At 45.0% G+C, this 25,447-nt stretch carries 28 protein-coding genes and 1 riboswitch; of the genes, 11 read left to right on the forward strand and 17 right to left on the reverse strand.

Annotated features, from left to right (window positions below):
- From hutU to V6B33_RS06310, 5 genes are all read right to left on the reverse strand, one after another.
- Entirely contained in the window at positions 1 to 1,671 is a 1,671-nt protein-coding gene (gene hutU / locus V6B33_RS06290) for a urocanate hydratase (protein WP_334216889.1), read from the reverse strand.
- On the reverse strand, positions 1,664 to 3,187 hold the full coding sequence (gene hutH, locus V6B33_RS06295; protein WP_334216890.1) for a histidine ammonia-lyase: 1,524 nt from the start codon (positions 3,185 to 3,187) through the stop codon (positions 1,664 to 1,666). The genes hutU and hutH overlap by 8 nt, the downstream gene beginning before the upstream one ends.
- A 155-nt stretch (positions 3,188 to 3,342) precedes the next feature.
- Positions 3,343 to 3,789: a hut operon transcriptional regulator HutP gene (hutP, locus tag V6B33_RS06300; protein WP_334216891.1), complete on the reverse strand. Its 447-nt coding sequence runs from the start codon at positions 3,787 to 3,789 to the stop codon at positions 3,343 to 3,345.
- A 225-nt stretch (positions 3,790 to 4,014) separates the two neighbouring features.
- On the reverse strand, positions 4,015 to 4,503 hold the full coding sequence (locus tag V6B33_RS06305; RefSeq protein WP_334216892.1) for a hypothetical protein: 489 nt from the start codon (positions 4,501 to 4,503) through the stop codon (positions 4,015 to 4,017).
- A gap of 255 nt (positions 4,504 to 4,758) precedes the next feature.
- A complete protein-coding gene (locus tag V6B33_RS06310) occupies positions 4,759 to 5,061 on the reverse strand; it encodes a hypothetical protein (protein WP_334216893.1) in 303 nt (100 codons plus the stop codon).
- A gap of 185 nt (positions 5,062 to 5,246) precedes the next feature.
- On the opposite strand from V6B33_RS06310, the gene V6B33_RS06315 reads away from it, so the two are divergent.
- Positions 5,247 to 5,675: a helix-turn-helix domain-containing protein gene (locus tag V6B33_RS06315; RefSeq protein WP_334216894.1), complete on the forward strand. Its 429-nt coding sequence runs from the start codon at positions 5,247 to 5,249 to the stop codon at positions 5,673 to 5,675.
- Positions 5,676 to 5,728: 53 nt separating this feature from the next.
- Here the strand turns inward: V6B33_RS06315 and V6B33_RS06320 are convergent, their stop codons facing one another.
- Complete coding sequence (locus tag V6B33_RS06320; RefSeq protein ID WP_334216895.1) at positions 5,729 to 5,887, reverse strand: hypothetical protein; 159 nt, start codon at positions 5,885 to 5,887, stop codon at positions 5,729 to 5,731.
- A 258-nt stretch (positions 5,888 to 6,145) separates the two neighbouring features.
- Between V6B33_RS06320 and V6B33_RS06325 the strand changes: the two genes are divergently transcribed.
- The 6 genes from V6B33_RS06325 to V6B33_RS06350 all read left to right on the forward strand — a co-directional run bounded on the left by V6B33_RS06325 (position 6,146) and on the right by V6B33_RS06350 (position 14,845).
- The gene (locus V6B33_RS06325) at positions 6,146 to 6,274 is read left to right on the forward strand and encodes a hypothetical protein (RefSeq protein WP_334216896.1); all 129 of its coding nucleotides are present in this window, start codon (positions 6,146 to 6,148) and stop codon (positions 6,272 to 6,274) included.
- Positions 6,275 to 6,575: 301 nt separating this feature from the next.
- Positions 6,576 to 7,064: a hypothetical protein gene (locus tag V6B33_RS06330; protein ID WP_334216897.1), complete on the forward strand. Its 489-nt coding sequence runs from the start codon at positions 6,576 to 6,578 to the stop codon at positions 7,062 to 7,064.
- A gap of 21 nt (positions 7,065 to 7,085) precedes the next feature.
- Complete coding sequence (locus tag V6B33_RS06335) at positions 7,086 to 8,318, forward strand: efflux RND transporter periplasmic adaptor subunit (protein ID WP_334216898.1); 1,233 nt, start codon at positions 7,086 to 7,088, stop codon at positions 8,316 to 8,318.
- 105 nt (positions 8,319 to 8,423) lie between these two features.
- On the forward strand, positions 8,424 to 10,040 hold the full coding sequence (locus V6B33_RS06340) for an alkaline phosphatase (RefSeq protein ID WP_334216899.1): 1,617 nt from the start codon (positions 8,424 to 8,426) through the stop codon (positions 10,038 to 10,040).
- A 325-nt stretch (positions 10,041 to 10,365) separates the two neighbouring features.
- A complete protein-coding gene (locus V6B33_RS06345; protein WP_334216900.1) occupies positions 10,366 to 12,024 on the forward strand; it encodes an SWIM zinc finger family protein in 1,659 nt (552 codons plus the stop codon).
- On the forward strand, positions 12,017 to 14,845 hold the full coding sequence (locus V6B33_RS06350; protein ID WP_334217072.1) for a DEAD/DEAH box helicase: 2,829 nt from the start codon (positions 12,017 to 12,019) through the stop codon (positions 14,843 to 14,845). The genes V6B33_RS06345 and V6B33_RS06350 overlap by 8 nt, the downstream gene beginning before the upstream one ends.
- Before the next feature lie 559 nt (positions 14,846 to 15,404).
- Here the strand turns inward: V6B33_RS06350 and V6B33_RS06355 are convergent.
- Positions 15,405 to 15,578 carry a hypothetical protein gene (locus tag V6B33_RS06355; protein WP_172250483.1) on the reverse strand — a complete coding sequence of 58 codons (174 nt, stop codon included), beginning with the start codon at positions 15,576 to 15,578 and terminating at the stop codon, positions 15,405 to 15,407.
- Between the two features lie 19 nt (positions 15,579 to 15,597).
- Complete coding sequence (locus V6B33_RS06360) at positions 15,598 to 15,972, reverse strand: single-stranded DNA-binding protein (protein ID WP_334217073.1); 375 nt, start codon at positions 15,970 to 15,972, stop codon at positions 15,598 to 15,600.
- Positions 15,973 to 16,330: 358 nt separating this feature from the next.
- On the opposite strand from V6B33_RS06360, the gene V6B33_RS06365 reads away from it, so the two are divergent.
- Complete coding sequence (locus V6B33_RS06365) at positions 16,331 to 16,771, forward strand: YwpF-like family protein (protein ID WP_334216901.1); 441 nt, start codon at positions 16,331 to 16,333, stop codon at positions 16,769 to 16,771.
- Positions 16,772 to 16,863: 92 nt separating this feature from the next.
- Positions 16,864 to 17,184 carry a helix-turn-helix domain-containing protein gene (locus V6B33_RS06370; protein ID WP_334216902.1) on the forward strand — a complete coding sequence of 107 codons (321 nt, stop codon included), beginning with the start codon at positions 16,864 to 16,866 and terminating at the stop codon, positions 17,182 to 17,184.
- A 33-nt stretch (positions 17,185 to 17,217) separates the two neighbouring features.
- Here the strand turns inward: V6B33_RS06370 and V6B33_RS06375 are convergent, their stop codons facing one another.
- The gene (locus tag V6B33_RS06375; protein WP_334216903.1) at positions 17,218 to 17,361 is read right to left on the reverse strand and encodes an anti-repressor SinI family protein; all 144 of its coding nucleotides are present in this window, start codon (positions 17,359 to 17,361) and stop codon (positions 17,218 to 17,220) included.
- A 25-nt stretch (positions 17,362 to 17,386) separates the two neighbouring features.
- Positions 17,387 to 17,519, reverse strand: a riboswitch (cyclic di-GMP riboswitch).
- A 391-nt stretch (positions 17,520 to 17,910) separates the two neighbouring features.
- Positions 17,911 to 18,570, reverse strand: coding sequence for a TasA family protein (locus V6B33_RS06380; protein ID WP_334216904.1), 660 nt, complete (start codon positions 18,568 to 18,570; stop codon positions 17,911 to 17,913).
- A gap of 271 nt (positions 18,571 to 18,841) precedes the next feature.
- Here V6B33_RS06380 and V6B33_RS06385 point away from each other — a divergent pair, with 271 nt between their 5' ends.
- Both V6B33_RS06385 and V6B33_RS06390 read left to right on the forward strand, forming a co-directional pair.
- On the forward strand, positions 18,842 to 19,150 hold the full coding sequence (locus V6B33_RS06385) for a helix-turn-helix domain-containing protein (RefSeq protein WP_334216905.1): 309 nt from the start codon (positions 18,842 to 18,844) through the stop codon (positions 19,148 to 19,150).
- Positions 19,147 to 19,734: a class D sortase gene (locus V6B33_RS06390; RefSeq protein WP_334216906.1), complete on the forward strand. Its 588-nt coding sequence runs from the start codon at positions 19,147 to 19,149 to the stop codon at positions 19,732 to 19,734. Before V6B33_RS06385 ends, V6B33_RS06390 begins: the two co-directional genes overlap by 4 nt.
- A 32-nt stretch (positions 19,735 to 19,766) precedes the next feature.
- Here the strand turns inward: V6B33_RS06390 and V6B33_RS06395 are convergent, their stop codons facing one another.
- From V6B33_RS06395 to spoIIID, 7 genes are all read right to left on the reverse strand, one after another.
- Positions 19,767 to 20,045, reverse strand: a complete 279-nt coding sequence (locus V6B33_RS06395) for a hypothetical protein (protein ID WP_334216907.1) — start codon at positions 20,043 to 20,045, stop codon at positions 19,767 to 19,769.
- 310 nt (positions 20,046 to 20,355) lie between these two features.
- Positions 20,356 to 20,790, reverse strand: coding sequence for a 3-hydroxyacyl-ACP dehydratase FabZ (fabZ, locus tag V6B33_RS06400; RefSeq protein WP_334216908.1), 435 nt, complete (start codon positions 20,788 to 20,790; stop codon positions 20,356 to 20,358).
- A gap of 124 nt (positions 20,791 to 20,914) precedes the next feature.
- Positions 20,915 to 21,190, reverse strand: coding sequence for a DNA-directed RNA polymerase subunit beta (locus tag V6B33_RS06405; RefSeq protein ID WP_334216909.1), 276 nt, complete (start codon positions 21,188 to 21,190; stop codon positions 20,915 to 20,917).
- Between the two features lie 15 nt (positions 21,191 to 21,205).
- Complete coding sequence (locus V6B33_RS06410) at positions 21,206 to 22,048, reverse strand: flagellar hook-basal body protein (protein WP_334216910.1); 843 nt, start codon at positions 22,046 to 22,048, stop codon at positions 21,206 to 21,208.
- Positions 22,049 to 22,124: 76 nt separating this feature from the next.
- The gene (locus tag V6B33_RS06415; protein ID WP_334216911.1) at positions 22,125 to 22,961 is read right to left on the reverse strand and encodes a flagellar hook-basal body protein; all 837 of its coding nucleotides are present in this window, start codon (positions 22,959 to 22,961) and stop codon (positions 22,125 to 22,127) included.
- A gap of 97 nt (positions 22,962 to 23,058) precedes the next feature.
- Entirely contained in the window at positions 23,059 to 24,078 is a 1,020-nt protein-coding gene (locus tag V6B33_RS06420; protein WP_334216912.1) for a rod shape-determining protein, read from the reverse strand.
- Positions 24,079 to 24,637: 559 nt separating this feature from the next.
- A complete protein-coding gene (gene spoIIID / locus V6B33_RS06425; RefSeq protein WP_032086905.1) occupies positions 24,638 to 24,898 on the reverse strand; it encodes a sporulation transcriptional regulator SpoIIID in 261 nt (86 codons plus the stop codon).
- Between the last annotated feature and the right edge of the window lie 549 nt (positions 24,899 to 25,447).

Here is a 25,447-nt window from a genome sequence, read left to right on the forward strand (position 1 = left end):
TTATTCTCCTCCTTTATTCATCGGGATTTGAATGTTGTGTTTTTCAGCTGTTTTTTCAGCGATGTCGTAGCCTGCGTCGACGTGACGGATGACGCCCATGCCAGGGTCGGTGTTGAGTACGCGTTCGAGACGTTCCTGTGCCAGGTCTGTACCGTCCGCGACCACGACCATTCCGGCATGCAGGGAGTACCCCATGCCCACGCCGCCTCCGTGGTGGAATGAGATCCAGGAGCCGCCTGCCGCCGTATTGATGAGGGCGTTCAAGATTGCCCAGTCCCCCACTGCGTCGCTTCCGTCCTTCATGCTTTCGGTTTCACGGTTCGGCGATGCGACGGATCCACAGTCAAGGTGATCCCGGCCGATGACGATCGGTGCTTTCAACTCGCCTTTACGGACCAATTCGTTGATGGCAAGACCCATCTTCACACGCTCGCCGTACCCAAGCCAGCAGATCCGTGAAGGCAGCCCCTGGAAGGCCACCTGCTCCTGCGCCATGTCGATCCAGCGGTTGAGTGCTTCGTTTTCAGGGAAAAGCTCTTTGATCAAGCTGTCTGTCCGGTAGATATCTTCAGGGTCGCCGGAAAGCGCAGCCCATCTGAAAGGTCCTTTTCCTTCACAGAACAACGGGCGGATATAGGCAGGAACGAATCCAGGGAAGTTGAATGCGTTTTCGACTCCTTCATCTTTTGCCACCTGGCGGATATTGTTGCCGTAGTCGAATACGATCGAGCCTCTTCTTTGGAATTCGAGCATCGCTTCCACATGTTTGGCCATGCTTTTTTGTGAAAGCTGGTTGTATTGGGATGGATTTTCCTTTCTCAATCGTGCAGCATCTCCAATCGAGAATCCTTCAGGAACATAGCCGTTGAGAGGATCGTGGGCTGAAGTCTGGTCTGTCACAATATCGATCTTTACGCCTTTATTCAAGAATTCGTGATGAACTTCAGCTGCGTTTCCTAATAGTGCGATGGACAATGCTTTCCCCTGGTCTCTTGCTTCGTATGCCATCGCGATCGCTTCGTCGAGGGAATCAGTCTTTACGTCACAGTATTTCGTATCGAGGCGCTTCTGGATGCGTTCTGCATCGACGTCGACCGCGATGACCACTCCGCCGTTCATTGTAACGGCCAATGGCTGGGCACCTCCCATTCCTCCCAAGCCGGCAGTCAGGGTGATCGTGCCTTTGAGTGAGTTATTGAAATGCTTTTTGGCCAATGCTGCAAATGTTTCGTATGTGCCTTGAAGGATCCCTTGCGTCCCGATATAAATCCAGCTGCCTGCCGTCATCTGGCCGTACATCATGAGGCCTTTCTGATCAAGTTCGTGGAAGTGCTCCCAGTTCGCCCATTTCGGAACGAGGACAGAGTTTGATAGAAGAACCCTTGGCGCCGCTTTATGCGTTTTGAAAACGCCGACCGGCTTTCCTGATTGAACCAGCATCGTTTCGTCATTCTCCAAGTTGCGGAGCGTGTGGACGATTGCGTCAAACGACTCCCAGTTTCGTGCCGCTTTCCCGATGCCGCCGTATACGACGAGCTCTTCCGGAATCTCTGCCACTTCGGGATCGAGATTGTTGTACAGCATACGGAGGACCGCTTCCTGCTCCCAGCCTTTACACTCGATTTCCGTTCCTGTTTTCACCTGTACGATTCGTTTGTTTGCATTAACCATTTGTTGTTTCCTCCTTTGTTTTCGTGATCGATTTCAATTGGAATTCCTTCAGCCAGCTGTTCACTTTCTCTATGTCTTTCGAGAAAATCCGGTCCTTTGTAATCGAAGGGACGATTTTTCTCGCTTCTTCATAAAATTTGCGGGTCGTGCTTGCGAGAAGATCCGTACCGCGGTGCTCGACTGCCTGCAGGCTGCAGATCAGTTCGACCGCCAGGACCCTTCTTGTGTTCTGCAAAATTTGATACGCATGCCGCGAGCCGATCGTTCCCATGCTCACATGGTCTTCCTGGTTCGCTGATGACGGAATGGAATCGACGCTTGCCGGATGGGCGAGTGTCTTGTTTTCTGAAACAAGTGATGCCGCACAGTATTGCATGATCATTGCCCCCGATTGAAGTCCGGGCTGCGGACTAAGGAACGCCGGCAGATCATTCAGCTGCGGATTGACGAGCCGTTCGATTCTGCGTTCCGAGATGTTCGCCAGTTCCGCAACGGCGATTTTCATGAAATCCATCGCAAACGCAATCGGCTGGCCATGAAAGTTGCCTCCCGAGATGATTTTCTCCCCATCATTGAAAATCAGCGGATTATCCGTCGCTGCGTTCATTTCGATCTCAAGTTTTTCTTTCACATAATCGAGTGACTGCCAGGATGCCCCGTGGACTTGCGGGATGCATCTCAGTGAGTAGGCATCCTGCACGCGGATATCACCCTGCTTGGTTGTGAGCTTGCTGTCATGCAGGTAATCCCTGATTCGCTTTGCCGTTGCAACCTGCTGAGGGTAACCTCTTACGATATGAATATCTTCGTCAAACGCATCCATGATTCCTTGCAGTCCTTCCAAAGTCAGAGAGGCGATCATCTCGCTTTGATATGCCAGATCCTCCGCTTCGAGGTAGCCGATGATCCCCATCGCCGTCATCGCCTGGGTTCCATTGATGAGCGCCAAGCCTTCCTTTGCCTGCAGTTGGATCGGGAAAATATTTTCTTTGGAAAGCACCGGGAGTGTTTGATGGACCTGCCCCTGGTATTGGACCTCCCCTTCTCCCATGAGTGCCAGTGCCAGATGGGAAAGCGGCGCGAGGTCGCCGCTCGCTCCGAGTGAACCCTGTTGAGGGATGACCGGATGGATTTCTTTGTTCAAAAACTCTACCAATCTTTCCACGATGACCGGCCTGACTCCCGAATAGCCCTTAAGGAGGGCATTGGCTCTCAGGAGAAGCATCGCTCTTGAAACCGTTTCAGGGAACGGATCCCCGACTCCGCACGCATGCGAATGGATGAGGTTGAGCTGCAGCTCCTCTACATCATCCGAATCGATCAGCACGTCACTGAACTTCCCGAAGCCCGTCGTAATCCCGTATACCACGCGTTTTTCCTTGACGATCTTTTCAACCGCTTCCCGGCTCTTTTTCACCCGCTCCATACTCTCCGGGGAGATGACAACGTCTTCCCCTTCATAAATGATCTTTCTTGCATCTTCCAAACTTAACGAACATCCTGTTAATACAACCATCTATCATCACCTCATTTAATTATTTTTTGTGCTTTAAAACACTTTGAAGCAAATCTTGGATCCCAGCACACTAGAAAAGGAGGCCCGACCTCATAGACAGACTTCTGCCTGGGGTCGAGCCTCCTATTGACTGGTTTCTATAGGCTCTTTCTTTATTAAATATGATTAATGCCTAAACCGATTGTTTCATGTTCCAATCCTTTAATGGGCGCGCCAATCGTGCCATACAGCGCGACTGCAATCCATTCGCCTTCTTCTTCGTTCTCGTAAGGGGTTCCCCTCACGACGGAGAAGCGGAGGCCGACCGTTCGGAGAACTTCCCCGATCTGGGTGTGTCCCCTGGTCACCCCGGTCAGGGCTTCCATGGTCGCATGGTACAGCGCATGCATTTCACGATAAAGATCTTCTCGTACAAGATCACTTCGTTTTGCTGCCGTTTCGATGGCAGCAACGATCTTCTGACTATCCATGGAACCGATCCTGCCGGTGCAGTAGCTCCAGTTTAACTCGTTGAAATGCCGGTTCCACTCTTCCTCTTCCTGATCGAGAAGCAGGAGCAGCATCGCATTCTTTCCAATTTTGGTATGATCTCGTTTTTCCAAGCGGCATTCGCACCTTAACTAGAAAATTCTAAAAATACTAATAACTACTTATATTGTATGGTGTACTTTTCTCAGGGTCAACGGAAAATGTCATGATTTTAGAAACTTAGAGAGGCAGTTTGGTAGCGTGGTAAAGGGGTTGCGGATAGGCGGCGGTGAATTAATCAAGGTAAAAATCAAAAAAGACGTCCCTAGATAGCAGGTTCGCCCTTCGGCTCATTACTGTTAATCTTTTTGTTTCCTTCCCTTCCCTTTATACACGTCGGGATTTTTCAGAAAGTACGTTATACGCCCTTCATCGTTTTTATGAAAGAGGTAGGAAAGGATATCTTCCCTGTCTTCATGGTTTAACGTGTCATCCTGTGGATAGCGGACACGTATGTCCAACTTATATTCTCCATTTTGGTTTTCAAGTATAACTTTGCAGTCCAGCGGTTTCTGATCCCTGTCATCAACCCGCACGAACTTAAACGGTATGGAATGCTTCAAGTCGATCGGCACCGCAAAAATTGTGCTGAATCCCACTGTTTCAAGTATCTTGTCGGAATACATGATTCCTTCCAATGCTTGCGAGAAACCCGGCGGCCTGCTCACCACAACAAACCGGTTGCGGTATTGCTGACCCTGGAATAAAACGAGGTGTTTTTTAGATGTAGTCTCAATCTTTTTTGCTACGTGGATATTTTCGAAAACCAAAATGAATTCTTTGTTCATTACTTCCTCCTTTTGGACTCTTATTTTCGACATTCTTCTCTAGGAATATTTTCCTTTAAATTTACAATTCGACACTGTTTTCCATTTTCCTGTAAAAAATTTAATTTTTTTGTGGTTTTTGTGAGAAGTCATTTTATTGACTTTACTTAGTTTATTGCATGAAGAATCGTGCGGATTTGGAAGAGGGATTTGATGGGACCTCACTGCATGAAGCAGTGAGGCGGCGGACTATTGAACCTGAGAAAGAATCTCTATTTAACTCTTCTTTCCCGTGTAGATGATTCGTTCATTTTCCTTTATGAAGCATATGAGTTTGTTGGTGTGCGTCATTTCTGGAGGTGTTTGGTCGTTGTATAATTCGATGAAATGTTTGTCGTTTTCTGGTGATTGGCAGAAGAAGTGCACCCGCTTCTTTCCATAGTCCCCAGCCCGGAAGTACCTTTTCGTATGACTGGATATCAGAAAACTCAGCTTTGTTGATGCAAAGTCTTTTTGATGCCAAGTTTGATTATCAGTTGTTGCGTCATTTCTTTCAATTTCTGAACTTAGCTTTTTCATACTTTTTCCACCCTTCACGCTAATTCAACAACAAATGACAATTATTTACTTTTATATCATACTATCAATTTATGGATAATGGTATAGCTTCTCGAATAATTCACAATATGAAAAGTTTATTAACTTTTCATATTGTGTAATAATCTTTTTCCCCACATCAAAACGATTATCTTGAAGGAAAAGAGATGGTCGGTGAGAAAATGGAACTAAAACTGCACGAAGAATTACAGCGATATCGGAAAGAAGTGATTGAACTAACTCAAACGGAAGCAGCAGAAAGATTGAATATTGGCTCAACCACCCTTTCCAACTACGAGCGCGGTGATAGGGAGATTTCCTTGAAGATGCTAAAGTTATTCAAGGAAGCTTACAAAATTCCGACAGAAGAAACGAACAGGATATTATTCGGAGAAAAAGCGGAAGGATATACTTCGGATCCAATGGTGTTGAGAGAATCCTTTGAAGATGAGGAAACAGCTGCAATTATCACCATGCTGAATGACCACCCAAAATTAAAACGTACACTAGCGACTCTCACTTATCAAACAGAAAAACGAAAAGAGAAATTCGCCAATCAGGTGAATCAGACTTATAACTTCGCCCAAGACTGGTAAAGCACCGTAGTATGTACAAGAAGTGAAAAAACACTCTTTAACCAAATGTGGTTTTAGAGTGCTTTTTCGTTTTGGAATGTATATTCACTTTGAAGTTCCTGTTTCAGCCAGCTTAACATTTTGTTCGCATCCATGTTCCCCTGCTGCCCTTTGTCGAATGCTTTTTGCATGACAGAGAGAACATGTTGGTCTTTTCTTGCGTTCTTTTTCAAAAAAGACAACCTCCTATATATTCAAACAGTTTCTATTACTTTATTACACTAGTTGTCGAAATTACAAACCTCAATTTATAGGTATATTACCATATTTATACACAAATTGACATATTTTTTATTATATTTTTTAAAAGTTACCTTTTTCCTATAAATGAATTCATATCCCTGCCGATAATATATGTTGGTGTGGTTTTGAAAAGACAAAATTAAGTGGCTGATGAGCCACTCAAACCAAGAATAAAGGGGGATATTCACTTGGCATTTTTAACACCTGAAGAAGCAATGAAGAAAAAGAAAACACAGAAAATCATCATGTACATAAGCTTTTTTATTATAACAATCCTGCTAATTGCCGGGACTACATACCTAACATATCAAGCATAATGGAAGGGCGTCTATGGACGCTTTTTTATTTTCTCTACAATTTCATTCTACAATTTATGGAAAAGTTCGATGATTTTCGATAGAATAAGAGAAGGAATCAATTCAAGTTGGAGGACAACCATTTATGCATAGAGAAGTCAGGCTCTTCAAGGGTTTAACACAACCATCACTTTTCTTTTATCAACTTACTGAAGCAGAGAAACTAGAAAGGTATCGCAAAAAAGTTTTTCTTTTATTCTTTTTTTCTTTAGTTAGTTTCGGTTTCATTGCTTTTTTTGGTATCGGAATGGATTCACTGTCAATGGAGTTAACTGAAATATCACCGACCACTTATGAACTTGAGAAATTTCTGTTCTTTCTTGGGAAATTACTGGCCGGACTGTTATATGCAGCAATAATTCTATTTGTGCCTTCATTGATTTTCTGGACGATTTCTGAAGAGGGAGAATACAAAAAGCTTGTTATGACCCAAGGGATTGTTCTAATCATATTGATGTTGGAAAAGCTTACCTACATACCCTTATCCCTCTTTTTATCACTAGATTGGCATTCGTCACCCTTTTCCCTTGGAGTGCTTGCACAATACATAATTTCACATTCCTGGGTTGTATATTTTCTAGGCAGCATTTCCTTATTTAAAGTGTGGATCTTCTATATTCAATTCAAAGGTTTGAAGTCTCTGACTAAGCAGAAGAATTGGCTAATCTGGTTAGTCATTCTTTTAACCAATCTATTCTTTTGGGCGATTACAGCTTTACTCGCATACATTAATTTCTCTTCTCTCATCTAACTAACTAAAGGCTGGGATAAAATGAATAAAAAAAGAGTATTTTACATTATTTTAACTTTAATCATCCTATTCACGGGAACGAACATATATTTCATTGAAAAAGCAAACAGTAAAGTTGAACGTGAAGTTAGAGTGAGTAATTGGAATATGTTCAAACAGGACGATTTAGAAAAAAATCTTACAAAATCTGGCGTTGTCACTTCAGCAGAGGAAACCTACCTTTACTTCAACGATGAATTCGGATCCTTCACCAAATTCCTTGTGAAAGAAGGCGACGAAGTAAAAGCGGGAACCCCTCTTTATGAGTATGAGGTAACCGATTTCACAGGGCAAAAAGATGTCCTCGAATCAGAAGTCGACCAGCTAGAAGATGAGATCGACAGCATTGAAGACAACATTTCTGATCTGGAAGGACTTGAAGGCTCCCTTCCTTCTACATATGATGAAGAAGAGATGCCGCTTGAAGCAAGTGCCCTTGAAACAGAATATGATATCAAGAAGGAAATTGCCTCTCGGGAACTCGAAATGGACCGTCTCGAAAATCAGGTCGACAGTCTCGAGCGCCAGATTTCCGACTTGGAATCGTATGAAACAACACTGACAGTCGAAAGCAGCGGAGAAGGGATCATCAAGGAACTTTCCCACGCCGTCCAGAACCCGTTGATTACCATTGCTTCAAACTCGACACTTGTCACGACGGACCTGACGGAAAAAGAGATCATGGAAGTAGAAGAAAACATGAATGTCAACGTCCAATCCGAGGTTGAAAAGAAAACCCAAAAAGGACTGGTCACAGGCGTTTCTTCCCTTCCTAAAAGGGATCCCCATCTGGAAACGGACAGCATGTATCCGATCGAAATCAAGCTGCAGGATGAAGAAAACAAACTTCTCCCCGGCCACCACGTTTTCGTCTCCATCATTACGGATGAAGTGAAGAACGCCTTGGCCGTACCGGTGACAGCTATCGAGAAATCCGGTTCGAAAAAGCACATCTGGGTGTTGACGGAAAAAGGCACTGTCAAAAAGCGGGCCGTTGAAACCGGGCTGCAGGTCGATGGCATGATCCAGATTAAATCAGGAGTGAAAGCCGGCGAATATTACATCGTCAATCCCGGTCTGGTTCCGGCATTGAGAAATAATGCTTCATTCATCACCGCGCTTGATTGGGATAAAATCAAACTGAGGGACTTAAAAAAAATGGAACAGCCCGATGTCCTTGAGAATCTGCTGTTAGGCATTTTAGAAAGAAAATAATTGTTTGTAGACCCGCTCAACTTCGGAGCGGGTCTTTTTCATACATAGTCTCTTTGCTGGTGTTGATACTAAGGGTAAATCACGTCATGAAAAGGAGACGAAATCATGAAAACAATCCAGCCGATACTCATCGTCATCATCCTTCTATCCCTTCTCGCCTTCTCTTTCCCCGGCTCCTGCGGGTTTGCCGCCAACCCTCCCAGGAAAAATGTGATCTTCATGATCATGGACGGAACGAATTCAGACATTGTCACCCTTTCACGCTGGTATAAAGGATCAGCATTGAATTTGGATAAGATTCTCGCCGGCGGCGTACGGACGTATTCGGGGGAATCCGCAATTACGGACTCAGCAGCAGCCGGGTCGGCCATGGCCACCGGGAGGAAGACGCGCGCAGACTATATCGGCATGAACGCGAAAGGTAAGCCCGTGCTGACCGTTTTGGAAGCAGCCAGGCTATCGGGTTATGGCACAGGAATCGTCGCCACCTCTCCCGTCCAGCATGCAACTCCGGCTGCTTTCACCTCCCATGTCCTGAACCGCGATGATTTCGGCGACATCGGGGAGCAGCAGGTCTACCAGGAACTCGACGTCATCCTCGGCGGCGGGGCAGCCTGGCTCAAACCGAAACCTAAAAACGCCGTCAAAAATGATGACGGCATGCTCAAAACCAAACAAATTTCCCGCGAAGACGGAGAGAATCATATCGCAACGATTAAATCCGGTTCGAGCTACTCCTTCATTACAAAGAAAGAGGGGCTTTCAAAAAGGAACTCCGGCGAAAGACTGTGGGGAGCTTTTGCAGAAGAAGATCTCGCCTATGATTTTGACCGGAAAGCGTTGAAACCGGATGAACCGACGCTAGCCGAGATGACCCGGGCGGCAATTGGCCGGCTTTCTGATAAGGATAAGGGCTTCTTTCTCATGGTCGAAGGAAGCAAGGTCGATTGGGCGGCCCACAAGAATGACCCCGTCGGTATGATCAGTGAGGTGCTTAGCTTCGATCAGGCTGTCGGGGAAGCATTGAAGTTTGCAGAGAAAGATGGGAACACGATGGTCATCGCCGTAACCGATCACGGGAACAGCGGGCTGACCCTTGGAAATGCCGATACGGATAAAACATATAAAAGTCAGCCCCGTGAAAACTTCATCGAGCCATTGAAGAAAGCGAAGTATACGGTCAAGGGAGCAACCTCCCAATTGAAAAAAGATCGCTCCAATTTGAAAGAAGTGCTAAAAGCCTATGGACTGACCGGGTTAAGTAAAAAAGAATACTGTCTCATGGATGAAGCCAAGAGTGTGGGAGACCTCGAGAATGAGATGGTCAAGCTGATGGCCAAGCGTTCGAATCTGGGATTCTCCACACATGGGCATACCGGAGAGGATGTTTTCTTATATGCTTATGGCCCAGGCAAGCCTGCGGGATTGATTGAGAACACAGAGCTCCCTCAAGTCATGGCCGGCTATCTTGGGTTTGCATTGGATTCAGGCCCGTTTTCTGACTGGTATTTGGATGGCAAGGAATTTTTCAGAGAACGCGGTTACCGGGTGCTGATCGATAAACGGGATAACAAGAATCCTGAATTGGTCGTGACCCGGGGCGATGAGGAGCTTCGGTTTCCGGAAAATAAGAATTTTTATTTTAGAAATGGCGAGGCTGTTAAGCTGAAAAGTGTGAATGTTCATAGTGGGGGGAGATTTTATATTCATTGGGAAGAGTAGGATTTTTGGCGGCAGCTGAATTTGGGGTTCATTGGGGCGGGGTGCCAGGCTCAAATTCGTTGTTTTGAGCCTGGCTCAGAATTCTATTAGCAATTTTGTACCTGGTACAATTTGAAGTTTATGTACCAGGTACAATTCCCCCGATTTGTACCTGGTACACAACTAAACACCCCATCACCACACTCCCCAACCATTCGACATTTCCCGAGAAATATTTCACCTCCCTTTCCCCAACTTCTGCACATTTCCCCTCTGTTATTCCATTCCACACTCCTTTTGCGTTATAATTATAGAATGCGATTTTATAGATGGGAGAGATTGTTGGATGGCGATTCGGATTGAGGAATTGAAGGATAAATTGATTCCGATGAGTCGGTCGATTCAGGGTGAGCTGAATCCCGGGACTGACGATGGGCGTAATATTGTCTCAAAAGGGCTTCTTTTGTTTCGCCAGAACCTGGTGTCGAATGTGAAGGTACGCGATGAGGAAGCCAGTGCCGATGTTCAGGATGTCACACCTGTTTCCGTGCGCCTCGATTTGCAGTTTCCAATGCTGAGCAAGTGCTCATGCCCATATTCGGGCTGGTGCCGGCATCAGATGGCCGTTTTTTTCATGCTTTACAATAAAGTGGCCAGGGTCAGTGAGTGGATTCAGGATTGGCGCAGCCAGGAAAGCTCTCCCGCTTCGGCTGTAGATGACAATGACAATTCATCTCTAAGCGAGTTATTGAAGAAACACGGCAGTACCGGTGCCCTCCGGAAGGCCAGTGATTTATTGCAGGAACGGAAAACACGGGGAAATACACCCCATGAATGGTGGCAGTTCTTCGAGACGCTCTTACAGAAAGAGGATCTTCAGCTTCTCGAACGACAGCCCTATTTGATGGACGTCATTATTCAGAATATTTATAAACGATTCAATAAGGAAGCACCGTTTGAGCGTGAATGGAAGCCTCTTTATCAGCTTTTTGCTACGTTCTTCCTGACGTTAAAAGTCGATGGTTTTTTACAAAAGAGGGACATTGAACTGAACCGCGAACAGTATGCCCTCTTCGATTATCTTTTGGACCAGATGGAAGATGCGGTCGAGAAGCTTTCGGTACATGCGATGCCGTTCAGCTTTGATCCGTTCATTGCATTTTTAAAAGAAAGATCCGCCGAAATGAGTGAAGATCTGGATCACAGTATAACTGTCAAAGCCGAGGTGTATCGTTTTATTTGGTACTATCTGTTCAAACAAAAGGCTTGGCGGCGAGATGAAGTGAATCGGCTTGAAGCCTCCGGAACGCCCCAGGACCCATTCACCCAGATTGCCCTCCTTCATCAATATCTGCTTCTTGAAGAGTTTGAAAAGGCGGATGAAATGGTGGAAGCGATCGGTACCGAGCTTGTTGTCTATTCAGAGTTCTGGCTGGTGAAATTCGTGCTTTCGAAACGGTATGAGGCGCTGCTTCTTTTGCTGAAGGCGATTTTGAAAAGGCTGCCGGTTTACATCGAAGAACGGGATCATTATGAAGCATCAAGCTTCGTTCGCTGGTTCGTCCGGAAGCTGCCGACGGAGTGGCTGATGGAAAGGGATCCTCACTTCTTAAGGGAGCTCCTGCTGTCTATGCTGCCATTCAGCTATTACAGCTACACTGAATTCCTGCTTAACACAAAATCTTACCGTGAATGGGTGGAGCTGCAGAAGTATATGGGCTATTCGATCCCTGAGATGGAGAATCTCGGTCTCCCGCAGGTGTATAAGGAGTCACCGGAGCTAGCCCTCCCCCTCTATTATAATGGCGTGGTTGATGCGATCGAACAGAAGAACCGCGACAGCTACAGGCAGGCGGTCCGGTACATGAAAAAGATCCGGACGATTTATAAAAAGCTGAAGCAAACGGATAAATGGGATGCTTATTTAACGTACAATTTGGAAAAATACAAGCGATTACGTGCGTTTCAAGAAGAATGCAGAAAGGGAAAGTTGATTGATGCTTAAACTGTCTTCCGTGAAAATCAATGTAGATGCAACTAAATATGAAGACCGTTTCTTTCTGACCGCTGAAAATAGGGATGGTGTCCTGCTTCCGCCTTCAGAGTGGAAAAGTCAGCTGTTTCTTTGGCATGAGGAGTCCAAATACGGGACCCTTTTGAACGATACGATCGTGAGTGACGGGATTGTCGTGTCTAAGTGGCAGCTTCTCACCCTCCTTGCTCAGGAACATTTCAGCGGGATGGTGGATTGGGACTGGGATGAAACCGGTCAGGCATGCAACGCGATTGCCCCAGTCATTTATGAAGCGATCGAAGCCGGACGCTGGCTGCCGCGCTTTCAGGAATGGCAGGAATCAGGTCTCCAATTCCATATACCCGATGAAGTCTGGAAGAATTTCAACGAAGAATTTTGGCAGCAGGACCTTCCTGACGGCCCTTCCCTCAGCACTTTAACACAGCAGTGGTTTGAAGGGTCGCTGAATGAAGCGATGGCTGCAGGCGGCTCTGAAGCGATGAAGAGAATTCAGAAGCTGAAGGAAAGTACGCTGACTTCCGAAGAGCTTCATGCGTATTTTGACGAGAAACGCTGGAGTGAGTGGATCAGCGGTGAAGAGGATGAGGAATTGCCGTTTTCGGTCGGACTCAGGATTTCGGAACCGCTTGATGAGGATGAAACATGGCAGCTCGAAACGATTCTGCGCGACCGGAAAAAGGAAAAGCGTGTGATTTCGCTGGCGGAGGATACGGTTCCGACATCTTGGAAACGATACCTCCCCCAGGTTCGGGAAGAGCAGGAACGCTGGCTGAAGATGATGCCGATTTTGCGTAATCAAGACGGATCATTAACCGATTCCCTCAGTGAGCAGGATGCATGGGATTTCTTATCGGTCCTCAGTGTAAAGCTGATCGACCTTGATATCGAAATTCTCCTACCATCCTGGTGGGAAGCGATGAAGGATGCCCAGGTATTGGTGAAGGCGAAGTTGAAAAATACCGACACCAGTTACCGGCCATCTTTTGTAGGATTGAACGCCATGCTTGATTTCGACTGGCGCCTGTCCATGAACGGGGTCAATTTATCAGAAGAAGATTTTAATAAACTGGTAGACGATCAGCGGAGGCTGGTAAAGATCCGCGGCCAATGGATGAAGCTGGACCCGGCGATGATCCGCCGCATTCAGCAGATGATGACGAAAGCAAAGCAGGAAGGCATCTCCATTCAGGATATGCTCGAGCAAGAACTGGTACCGAGAGATGAAGAAGATGACGCGGTTGAGCCTGATGACGAGTATGATCCATATACATATGCCCGTATTCAGCTGGAGCTGAATCGTTCTCTGAAGAAACTTGTCAGTCAGTTGACGAATGTCTCTTCGATTCCGCTGGTTGAAACTCCTGAAGACTTCCACGGTGAACTTCGTCCTTATCAGCAGCTGGGGATGAGTTGGATGTTATTTCTGCGGAAATTCGGCTTTGGAGCGTGTCTTGCCGATGATATGGGACTTGGAAAAACGGTTCAGCTCATCACGTATTTGCTTCACGTGAAAACGACCGAAAAACCGGAGACTCCGGCTTTGATCATTGCGCCTACCTCAGTTCTCGGGAACTGGCAGCGTGAGCTCAAGAAATTCGCACCGGATTTAAAGGTTCATCTTCATTACGGTCCTTCTCGTGCAAAAGAAGAGAAGTTTTCTGAACGGACAGCCGATATGGACATCGTCCTCACTTCTTACGGCTTGTCACATATTGATTTTGAAGAGCTGTCATTAGTGGATTGGAGCTCCATCTCACTGGATGAAGCCCAGAACATCAAGAATGCGAACACGAAACAGTCACGTGCCATCCGCAAGCTGACCGGGAAACACCATATTGCACTCACCGGTACACCGATGGAAAACCGGCTGTCAGAACTGTGGTCCATCTTTGACTTCCTGAACCATGGCTATCTCGGCGGCTTCACACAATACCAGAAGAATTATATTGCACCGATTGAAAAGGACGAATCACAGGAAAAAGTCCGAGAGCTTCAGGCTAAAATCAAACCGTTCCTGCTCCGCAGGACGAAGAAGGACCCTGAAGTCGAGCTCAACCTTCCTGAAAAAATCGAGCAGAAAGAATACTGCAGTCTGACTGCTGAACAGGCAGCCCTGTATGAGCAGCTTGTTCAGGAAACACTAAGCAAGATCGAGACATTGAGCGGGTTCGAACGCAAGGGATTGATTCTGCAGATGCTGAATCAATTGAAGCAGCTCTGCAACCACCCGGCTCTTTATCTGAAAGAACCGGATCCGAAAATGATCCTGACGCGCTCCGAAAAAATGCAGAAGTTGAAAGACATTGTGGAAACAGCACTTGAATCCGGAGAGGCTGTACTGATCTTCACCCAGTATATTTCTATGGGGGAAATGATCCAGGAGGTCATCAAAGAGGAATTCGCCGTCGATGTCCCCTTCCTGAATGGAAGCATGGCCAAAGGCAAGCGCGATGAACTGGTGGAGCGGTTCCAAAACGGGGATTTCCCTGTATTCCTGCTTTCCTTGAAGGCCGGCGGAACGGGATTGAACCTGACTGCCGCCAACCACGTCATCCACTACGACCGCTGGTGGAACCCGGCCGTCGAAAACCAGGCCACCGACCGGGCATACCGGATCGGCCAGCAGCGGTTTGTTCATGTTCATAAAATGGTGGCATCAGGAACACTTGAGGAAAAAATCGACGCGATGCTCGAAAAGAAACAGGCATTGAATGACGAGATCATCAGAAGCGACCAGTGGGTTACCGAGTTGTCCGATCAGGATCTGCAGTCGTTGTTGGTGCTGGAATAGAATAGCTAGGCAGGACCTCACCCGTTTAGGGAGGGGTTTTTTGCCGTTGGCGGCGGCAGAATTGGTCGCTTAGAAGATAGGTATCAATGGGACTTTCTAACGGATCTGAGGAGCGGGGACAGTTTAGAATAATTCTCAGGGGATCATATATTTCTGAAATGGATCGTATATTTGTCGAATGGATTATTTAATTGGAAAATGGATCGTAAATCCCTGGGAACGGCTCATAAATTTTAAAAATGGATCATATCTCAACGTTAGTCCTTGTTTTGACTCTGCACAACCATTGATAAACCACTCCACATATCCAATTCCAACAAAAAAACAGCCGGTTCCACAGGAAACCGACCCTACACGAAGACATATTGGGGAATTGCATTGCTACTTCACTACTTACTTACGATATTCTATGTCTAACGAGGCATGTTAGAGGGATGACGCGGTGACATGATGACAATTGGACTTGAGACAAATACGAATAGGTTGGACAGAAATTATATTTGTAATTGGATATGCGTTCTGAAGAGTTCTAAGGTGGAGCTATTATGCGAAGGATTCCTTAAGATGTGGTTTGCAGGACGGCTTTCGGATAATCATAGCCTTGTTCAAGTGCCGTGACCCGTTGTGACAGGTAGAAATTCTCGACGTTTGCCCTTGCTACTTTTTTGATCAGTTCTTCATTCAATTTTTCCAATCGGTCGATTCGCTGTTCCAGCGTTTGCAGGGTTGCCACGTGTTCCCCTCCTTTCCTTTTAGAATGGCAGCTCGACTGGTTCTTTTTCCGGGGCCGGATCTTTTTCAGACTGCGGCTTCGGATCAAGGAATCTGATCAATTCGGCGACGACTTCGGTGACATAGATTCGCTTGCCTTGATCATTTTCATAATTGCGGGTCTGAATCCGGCCCGTAATCCCGACGACCGAGCCTTTGCGGCAATATTTCTCGGTATTATCGGCAGCCTTGTTCCATAGCTTGCACAGGACGAAATCCGCATCCACTTGACCTTGCTGGTTTTTGAACTGGCGGTTCACGGCAACTGTCACATTGAGGACCGACCTTCCTTCCGCCGTTTTCCTCGCTTCAGGATCCTTGGTGAGTCTGCCCACCAGGGTTACTTGATTGATCACCTTCATTCAACACTCCTTTCTCTTTGGAATGTTTTCATCTTACACTCCCTCTTTCAAGCTTGTAAAATTGTAGATTTATCGAATCCGAAGCCTGATCACCCTTCAATTCGACAAATTGCCCTAGGGAGATTTCCCATTTTTAAACCCAAAAAAGGCCAAATATCAGAAATTGGACTTTTTTAACACAATTACATATTAGGGATTCCATTCCCTCTGTGATATAATTTTTTTAACTAGGCTTTTTACGATTTTTTTACCCGTAATCAGCAAGTGCACACGGACCTGCAACACGAACGAAGAGCTACAATCTTTTTGGGTACTGCCTTTCACTATAACCTTTTATGGGAGATGTTCGTTCATGAAAACCTTTAAAGTGATTTCACTCCAGGTAGTGGATAAAGAGGAACTCCATGATTTCGACATTGAGGACGGTCTGATCATCAATAAAGAGGATGGAAACAGCACTTGGCTTGTGGAAACGTATATGTCCCAGAAGCACCTCGAGTTTTTCCAAAAGGTCCAGCAGCAGAAGGATGATTTGGAAATCCAGGTCGTTATCTCGAACAAAGCCAATGACCCTGCCGCGTTCTTGACATCCATCCGCGGCATCAAAAAGATAAATGACCAGATGAGTATTTTATTTGAAGGAAAATTAAAGAAGCAGCGTAACGAATATGCAGAACTTCTATTGGACGACTTGGTTCAAAAGGGATATTCCGGTGATGAACTGGTGAAAGAATTCCGAGAAAAGATGGTGTCTAAGCCTCGCATACCGGCTACCTCAAAACCGAGTGTCTAATTTTGCGACAATATGTAAACTTCTTATAGAGCAGATGTTGACGGTTTGATATAATAAGATTATCGAAACGATTTTATAGGCAGGTGTCCACTATGATCGGAGCACGAGTGAAACGATATAGGCAGGAAAAAAGAATGTCAATGACAGAGCTGGCAGAAAAAGCCGGGGTTGCCAAGTCATATCTGAGCTCCATTGAACGAAACATCCAGCAAAACCCATCCATACAATTCCTGGAAAAGGTTTCTGCCGCTTTAGGCATTCCGATGGACGCATTATTGCATGATGATTCCGGGGATAATCCAGTCGATCGCGAGTGGATTAAGATCGCTGAAGAAGCGTCGGATTCAGGGATAACAAAGGAACAATTCCGCGAGTTTATCGAATTCAATAAATGGAAACTAGGTAATAAATAAAGTCTTGCAAGTGGATTGCAAGACTTTTTCTATTTATACGATTTTGTATCCAGTCGCTTCCATTTTTTTATGGCTTTGCAGATACTCTCTAATTTCTTTTTTTGAAATTCCCGCATCCAGTGCTTGTTTGACTAGTTCGATCCATTCTAAATCCAGTTCACGCTTCTCCAATTCCATTCCTCCCAAAATACAAGTATGTATTTCAGGCAATCCAGCCATCCTAGTCGCCTGATGAGTACTTTCTTATGTAAACCACTATCAAACTGCACTCATTTTCTTACCTTAGATCTGTGACTTTGCGTCCCTACCTTTCAATAGGTTTGCCTTTGTCTGACTAGCCCCTTTGAACTAAACTCATTATACTAATAAAAAACGGCTCAAACTGTTGTTTTTTGTCTTTTCTAATAATTAATTTTAAACATTTTTCCAACATGATTAGATGTTTATTGACAAAAGTTTAGGGAATTTCTTGTTATTGGTTGGATAATAGAAAAAAATGGAAGGTCTTATGTCGAAACATTACGAAAGCTTTTCATTTTTTTGATTGCGATATGCTTCCAATTTCTTCTTTAATGGAAGGACTTTATCATTAATATTCTGGAAAGTGTTGGAGTCGTAAAAAGAATGCTCCGTCAAATCATATCCACAGGATGGACAACTCCATTTTCCGCTTTCCGAACTGCTGAATGATGCTCTTGTACAGCGGGTGCATATTTTTTTATACATTTATGCCTCTTTCCTTTCTTTGAGTGGAAATTGTGGTAGTTTAATTTTCTTTGATGCAAATTTTCTACCTGTAACCATGTATAAGCTGAACCCGCTGATAAATAGAACCATTCCCATCAATAAAAACTTATAATAATCCGTCCCTGTATCAGGCAGGATACCCCCACCATTATCAACTGGAGTTACTGCACCATTCGAGCCTTCCACAAGGAAATTGAACTGAAATTCGGTTGAGAGACCCTGAAATTCATTCCCCAGTTCATATGGAATTTCGATTGAAATTTGCAGTGTTTCTGATGAGCTGCTTTCTAAAGCCCGGAGATCCAGCTTTTTAAAATCCTTTACCTTCCCCTCTGCCAGGATTGCTTTTCCATCACTGATTTCCAGAATTAATTCATTATAAAATTTCTCTGATCCCTTTAAAAATGTGTTAGAAAATAGATAACGAAAATCCTGTTTCCCTTTATTTGATATGGTGATTTCCCTGGATATTTTATCTCCCGGTTTAACATTCGTAAGATGGAACAAAACCGGAGATGGACTAATCGATATATCTACTTCCTTTTGTTCTTTGCTATTCTCTTCTGCTTGATAAGTATCAGGAGAAAACATAAACATTGAAATGATAAGAATGCAAAAGATTTTATTATATTTCTTCATTTAACGATCTCCTTTAGTTAGAATTTCAGCTTATCTCCTGTCTTATGTCTTATGTTCGTTTTAAAGAACTGTTAACTTCAGTATATTAGACTCGATATTTTTTTAAAAGTGGGAAATTTCTTTAAATAACAGGCAAACTCATGCATTTTCGTTCTTTATATCGAAAAAACTCTGCATTACTCACGTTTACGTTTTTTATAAAATACTATTTGTTCTATATAATGAAATTACCAATACTGTGAAGGGACTGAGTTATTTGGTAGGTGAAGTATTGAAACATTATCGCGATGAAAGGGGGATGACCATCAATGAACTGTCTAATCTTGCAGGAATCTCCAAGTCTTATATAAGTTCCATAGAAAGAGGATTGCAAAAAAACCCAAGCATCCAGGTCCTTCAGAAACTGGCAGATACGTTGAATATCTCACTCAGTCAATTACTTGAATGTAAATCAGAAGGATTTACGATTGATGAAGAATGGCTCCAGTTAGTTAATAAAGCGATTGAACAGGGACTGACTAAACAAGAGTTTCTCGAATACATTCATTTCATCCAATTTAAAAGGGAGCAGCGCATGTGAAGATCAATTTTATTAAGTTCTTGAGTATTGTCTTACTGGTCGGCGGCGGGTCCTTACTTGGATATTCCGGATATCATTTGACAGATCAAAAGGTACAAGAAAAGAAAGCATTGCAAGACGCACAAAATATTGTGAAAGCTTCCGGAAACGAGGAAGAAACATCAGAAAGTATTTCCTATTCCTTTTCGCAAGGTGATGTAGTGGGAATCCTCAATATACCCAAACTAAATAAAGAACTGCCGATTATTGAAGGGACGGACGGAGCAGAATTGGAAAAAGGGGTTGGTCACTATTCAGATACCAAACTGCCCGGTCAAAAAGACCGCATTTTTTTAGCCGGACACAGAGATACTGTATTTAAACGCATGGGGGAAATTGAAAGAGGGGATATACTTGAGGTTCAATTAAAATCCGGTTTTCATCAGTATGAAGTGTTTGAAACATTTATTGTAGAAGAAACCGATCTATCTGTCCTGAAGACCACGGCCCCTGATGAAATTTTGACACTTTCCACTTGCTACCCCTTTGAATACCTCTCAAGCACCGAAGAACGATACATAATCAACGCCCGCAAAATGAATTAAGCGTAGAAGCAATAAGCCTCTACGCTAATTTCTTACTGGTCCTTATTATCCTCATCCTTCATATCGAGGTCATCTTCCACTGCATCTTCTTCAGGCGTGTTCTGATCTTGTCCTGCGTCTTTGTCATTTTGCTGGTTCTGATCTTGTTCCGGATTCATGTTGTCATTTTCATCCTGATTATCTTCAGGCATTTCTTCTTCAACTGGTGCATCATCCTCCGGAGGCGGCTCCTGATCGTTCATGTTACACCCCACAAGAAGCATCGCTGCCAATGCTGATCCACTAAGGATCGATACTAACTTTTTACTCATGATGTATGACTCCTTTCACCTATTAGATTGTTGATGTAAGACCGCTATTAGTGGTCTTTCGTGGTTAGCTTTCCCTTAAAATTAATTTAGTTGCATGGATTTTTGAGTTTTTTTGGATTGGGTTGGATTGATTTTTGGTGAGAGGGTAGTATGTGTGTCCGTGGTATGTAGTATGAGCCTGCTCATTTGAACTGATCTGTGGCCTGGCTCAAATTCAAGTATTTCTAAACACCAGGCACAACCTTCCCAAAAACAAAAAAAGCCCCGCAGCAACCAAAAAGTCACCGCAGAACCGATTATCAAAAAAACCTTATTCTTCCTTCTCCCCAAGTGCAAACATCATTTCCAGTTCACACACTACTTCACCATCAACCGTCGCGACGCCTTTTCCTTTACCGATCGGACCTTTGAAACGGATCATCTCCACTTCCAGTCTCAGCTGGTCACCAGGCTTCACCTGACGCTTGAACCGGCATTTATCGATGCCGGTAAAGAATGCCAGACGCCCGCGGTTCTCTTCTTTCTTCAGCATGGCCACTGCACCGACCTGCGCAAGCGCCTCTACGATGAGAACGCCGGGCATGACAGGATAATCAGGGAAGTGTCCGTTAAAGAATTCTTCGTTTGCCGTTACATTTTTGATACCGATCGCTTTCTTGCCTTCTTCTACTTCCAGGATTCGGTCCACCAGCAAGAACGGATAGCGATGTGGAATGATGTCTTTGATTTCGTTAATATCAAGCATTGATTATGTACCTCCTGTAATATCTAACCTTTCTCCATTGTACATAATTCGACTGGAGAATGGAATAGCTGACAAAGGCCCGCCACGGAGTGCGTGAACACACTTCAGGACGGGCCTTTACAGTTTATTTTTTCACGACGATGTCGATGATGTGCTGCCAGGTTTCTTTTTTGAATACATCAGTCGGATTGCCGTCTCCAATGACGCCGTAGCCGACCATAGCCCCCAGTATAAGACTGGCAGCAAGAAGGAGAATGACGAGAAGGATCCGGAGCCAGATCGGAAGCATCCGGACGCGCACCCAGCGCTGCTGGTTGGCTTCATTTTTCTGGTTTACCTTTTTCTCGGCTTTGACTGTTTCTCTTGTTTTCGCTTCTTGTACCAGTTCTTTTTCACTCATCGCTTACTACTCCTTTTACCGTATACCATTCACGAGGCCCATCATCTGGTCCGCAAGCGAGATTGAACGCGCCTGGAACTGATAGGATCGTTGAACATTCAGCATATCTGTCATTTCTTTTCCAATATCGACGTTAGAGGCTTCAAGAGAATTCTGTACCATGGAAATGCCGGTTCTGGCACCGCCGGTCACATTGGTCAGCACTTCATCCGCTCCGACTCCCAATTCATCCAAATTCTCGGGAAGACCTACTAGGTTACTTCCATATTGACTTAAGAATTGTGGTTTTTCAATGGAAACTATTCCTAGATTCACTTGTTCCGCTTCACCATTCGCACCGTTGATCGTGAGCACTCCATTATCCCCCAATTCAAAATTAGAGGCTTCTTCTGAAAATGTGATGAAATTATCATTCTCATCCAGGACGGGGAAGCCGCTTCCATTCACAAGCATCGATTCACCGTTCCCCATCGGACTGGCAAAGAACGCACCGTCCCTCGTGTAGCGGACAGCGTTCGTTTCGCCGTCCTGTGCAAGCACCTTAAAGAACTGCCTGTCGCTTGTCATTGCGAAGTCCAATGAACGTCCTGTCGGCTTCAGGGATCCCTGGGACAGGATCAACTGAGCCTGGGACAGCTTGGCTCCCGTTCCCAATCTGATTCCAAGCGGGGTCAGCCTGCCGGTCTCCATACCGGTCCGCTCCTGATTGCGTACATTCTGCACCATTAACTCTGCGAAAGACGCTTCTCTCCGCTTGAAGCCGGTCGTTTCCGCATTCGACAGGTTTTGACCGATCATATCCATTTGTCTTTGCAATTGGCCCAGCGTATTCGTCGCTGTGATCATTGTCCGGTTCATGTCAATTCCCCTTTATTATAAGGTATTTCTCTGTGAATTTCTAACTCAACATTTAATTGAAAAGAACTGTTGCTTATCAATTCACCCGTCCGATCTCATTCGCTGCTTTTTCCATGCTTCGGTCGTAAGCTTGAAGTACTTTCTGGTTGGCTTCAAAGGCACGGTAAGCCGTCATCATATCGGTCATCGTGCGGGAAGCATCCACATTCGAACGCTCAAGATACCCTTGCTTTGTTGAAAAAACAACACCGTCAGCTTCATAAGCATTTTGCAGCGGCACATTGCCATCTGTTGCAAATAAACCGTCACCCTGCTTGATCATCGTGTTCGGGTTTTCAGAAAATCCGATTGCCAGCCGGGCAACCGCCGTGTCATCAACGAGAATTTCTCCGGTTTCGCCAACCTTGAAATCATCGGTTTCCAACTGGATCCGTCCGCCATTTTCATTCAATACATAGTGTCCGCTGTTTGTGGTCAAAAAGCCATTTCCGTTCACGGTCAAATTCCCGTTACGGGTATATCTCGGGCCGTCTGCGCCTTCCACCGTGAGAAATACTGATCCCGGCATGCCGGATTCTTCATCAGCCGGCATATTTCCATTCACGAGTGCAATGTCAGCTTTGCGTCCTGTTTCCCGAATGTCCCCCTGCAAAAACTTCGGAACCGTCTCCTGCATATATACGCCGGTATTCAACGTACCGACCGTTTGATTAAAAGGAAGAGAAAGCTTTCTCTCTGTCGGAACCTGTGCCGAATCCAGCCTCTCCAAAAGCATCTCTGGAAACGCCCGCATCGAAGCCTGGTCAGCTTTATAACCAGGAGTATTCGCGTTCGCCATATTATTGGTCAACATTTCTGTTTTGCGCTGCTGCGCGATCATTCCGGATGCTACTGTATAAAAACCACGAAACATACTTCCACCTCTTTACGTTCTAGCTTTCCATCCTGTTATCGGACAAATTGAACGGATTTACATGGCTATATCTTTTATTCCAAAAAGTACCTGAAAATCAGCCGATTTTTCTGCGTGAAATTTTATCGATATTTTCAAGCATTAGTCCTGTACCGACTGCCACACAGTCCATTGGATTTTCCGCTTTGAAGACAGGAACCTTCAATTCTTCTGCAAGTAGCTGATCCATGCCATGAAGAAGGGCTCCTCCCCCTGTGATGATCACACCACGGTCAATGATGTCTGCAGAAAGCTCAGGCGGAGTTTTCTCAAGGACGTTTTTCGCAGCTTGTACAATGACAGCCACAGACTCGCGAAGTGCCCCTTCGATTTCCTTGGAAGTCACAGTGATCGTGCGCGGAAGTCCTGATACCATATCACGCCCGCGGATATTCATTTCATTCATATACTCTTCTTCATCTTCACGGTTGCTTGAAAAGACCGTCCCGATATTCACTTTGATATCTTCTGCCGTCCGCTCACCAATCAGCAGCTTGTACTCTTTCTTGATGTAGTTCAGGATTTCCTGGTCGAATTTATCCCCGGCCATTTTGATTGACTGTGCCGTTACAATGTCACCCATTGAGAGGACCGCAACATCCGTCGTTCCGCCGCCGATATCGACAACCATATTCCCTGTCGGATTGAAGATATCCATGCCAGCACCGATCGCTGCCACCTTAGGTTCTTCTTCCAAATAAATCTTCTTACCGCCGCTCTTCTCAGCCGCTTCCCTGATCGCTTTCTGTTCAACGCTTGTAATATTCGTCGGACAGCAGATCAGAATCCTTGGCTTCGATAAGAAACCCTTTACATTCAATTTATTGATGAAATGCTTCAGCATCGCTTCGGTTACGTCAAAGTCTGCGATGACCCCATCTTTTAAAGGGCGGATCGCTACGATATTTCCAGGAGTACGCCCTACCATGCGTCGTGCCTCTTCACCCACTGCCAATACTTTATTTGTGTTCTTATCCAGAGCCACAACCGACGGCTCATTTAAAACGATTCCTTTTCCTTTAACGTGAATGAGGACATTCGCTGTCCCAAGATCTATACCGATATCTTTCGCAAACATTTCATGTTACTCCCTTCTTCATTTACAGTTCATTTATATGTCAGTTATTTTCTGTATGTAATTACGGTAAACCGATAAGGTAAAACTTTCACCCAATATATTATTTTACCACAAATATGTCGAAAGAACGTATTCTTTGTCAAAAAAATGTATTAAAATTGTTATTTATTTGAAAAATTATGTTGTGTTGGTGTGTTTTGTTGCAGGGAGGTTAAATTAGAGGAGCATTGAATGCAGCAGTTGATTTCCGTGCAGGACTTCGCTTTCCGCGGGCGGTTGGTGAGCCCCCTCGTCGCTAAAAGCTCCTGCGGGGTCTCACCTAACTTGCTTTTCCCGCAGGAGTTTTCGTCCTGTCCTCCAACCAACCGCTGGAGAAGATCAATAACACCAACATTCCCTTTTACTTCTATTGGTCACGACTGAGCGCTCGGTCGAACCATCTTCCCATTTAAAAGCGGTGCCAGGCACAAATCGGCTGTTGTGTGCCTGGCACCGCTTCTATCCCTCTGCAAAATAAAAATACACCAAGCGCAACAATGCGTAGCTTGGCGTATTATGATCAGCTGTGGAGCTCTTCTTTTTTGTACTTTTGTTTTGTGGCTTCTCCACCTCGTAGATGACGGATTGATTTATGATAATCAAGTATCGTTTTCACTTCATTTGCAAGTTCCGGGTTAATTTCCGGCAGGCGTTCTGTTAGATCCTTATGAACAGTACTTTTGGACACGCCAAACTCCTTCGCTATGACACGAACGGTTTTCTTCGTCTCCACGATATACTTGCCAATCTTGATTGTTCTCTCTTTGATGTAATCGTGCACACCACTCGACCTCCCTAAATTGGATGTGAGAAGCGTGAAATGAGACTCGCTATATCAACAATGAATAGTACAGACCGCTCACAGCGGCAGAAAGCTTTATTTAATGCGGCGGCTTTCTGATCTTACAACGTATGAACAAATTTTTCGGCTTTATGAAGTAGTAAAGAAACGATTCCTCACCTCGAACACTCTCTGTTTTGATAGGTTTGTATCATTTTATTAGCCGAGGTCCCCATATATGCACAAAAAAGACAATAAGGACAAGGTTCGAAGCGAATTTTCTGAAAATAAATCAGGCATATGATGGTTGAACCGATTGAGGAGGGCAGATTATTGAAGTTCCCTCCCTACTATTTTGAGCCAGGCTCGGTTAATGTAACTGGTACGGTGGAGTTGATTTGTGCTGGTACAGGGGTGAGGTTTTGTACCAAGTACAACAGATCAGCTTTGTACCAGGTACACCGTTTTGTCAGGTGCCTGGCTCGATTCAATCACTTCGAGCCTGGCTCATACCACCGATATTGAGCCAGGCACCCTCGGTACACATTA

The sequence above is a fragment of the Mangrovibacillus sp. Mu-81 genome (assembly GCF_036867415.1).
Taxonomy (GTDB): domain Bacteria; phylum Bacillota; class Bacilli; order Bacillales; family Bacillaceae_B; genus Rossellomorea.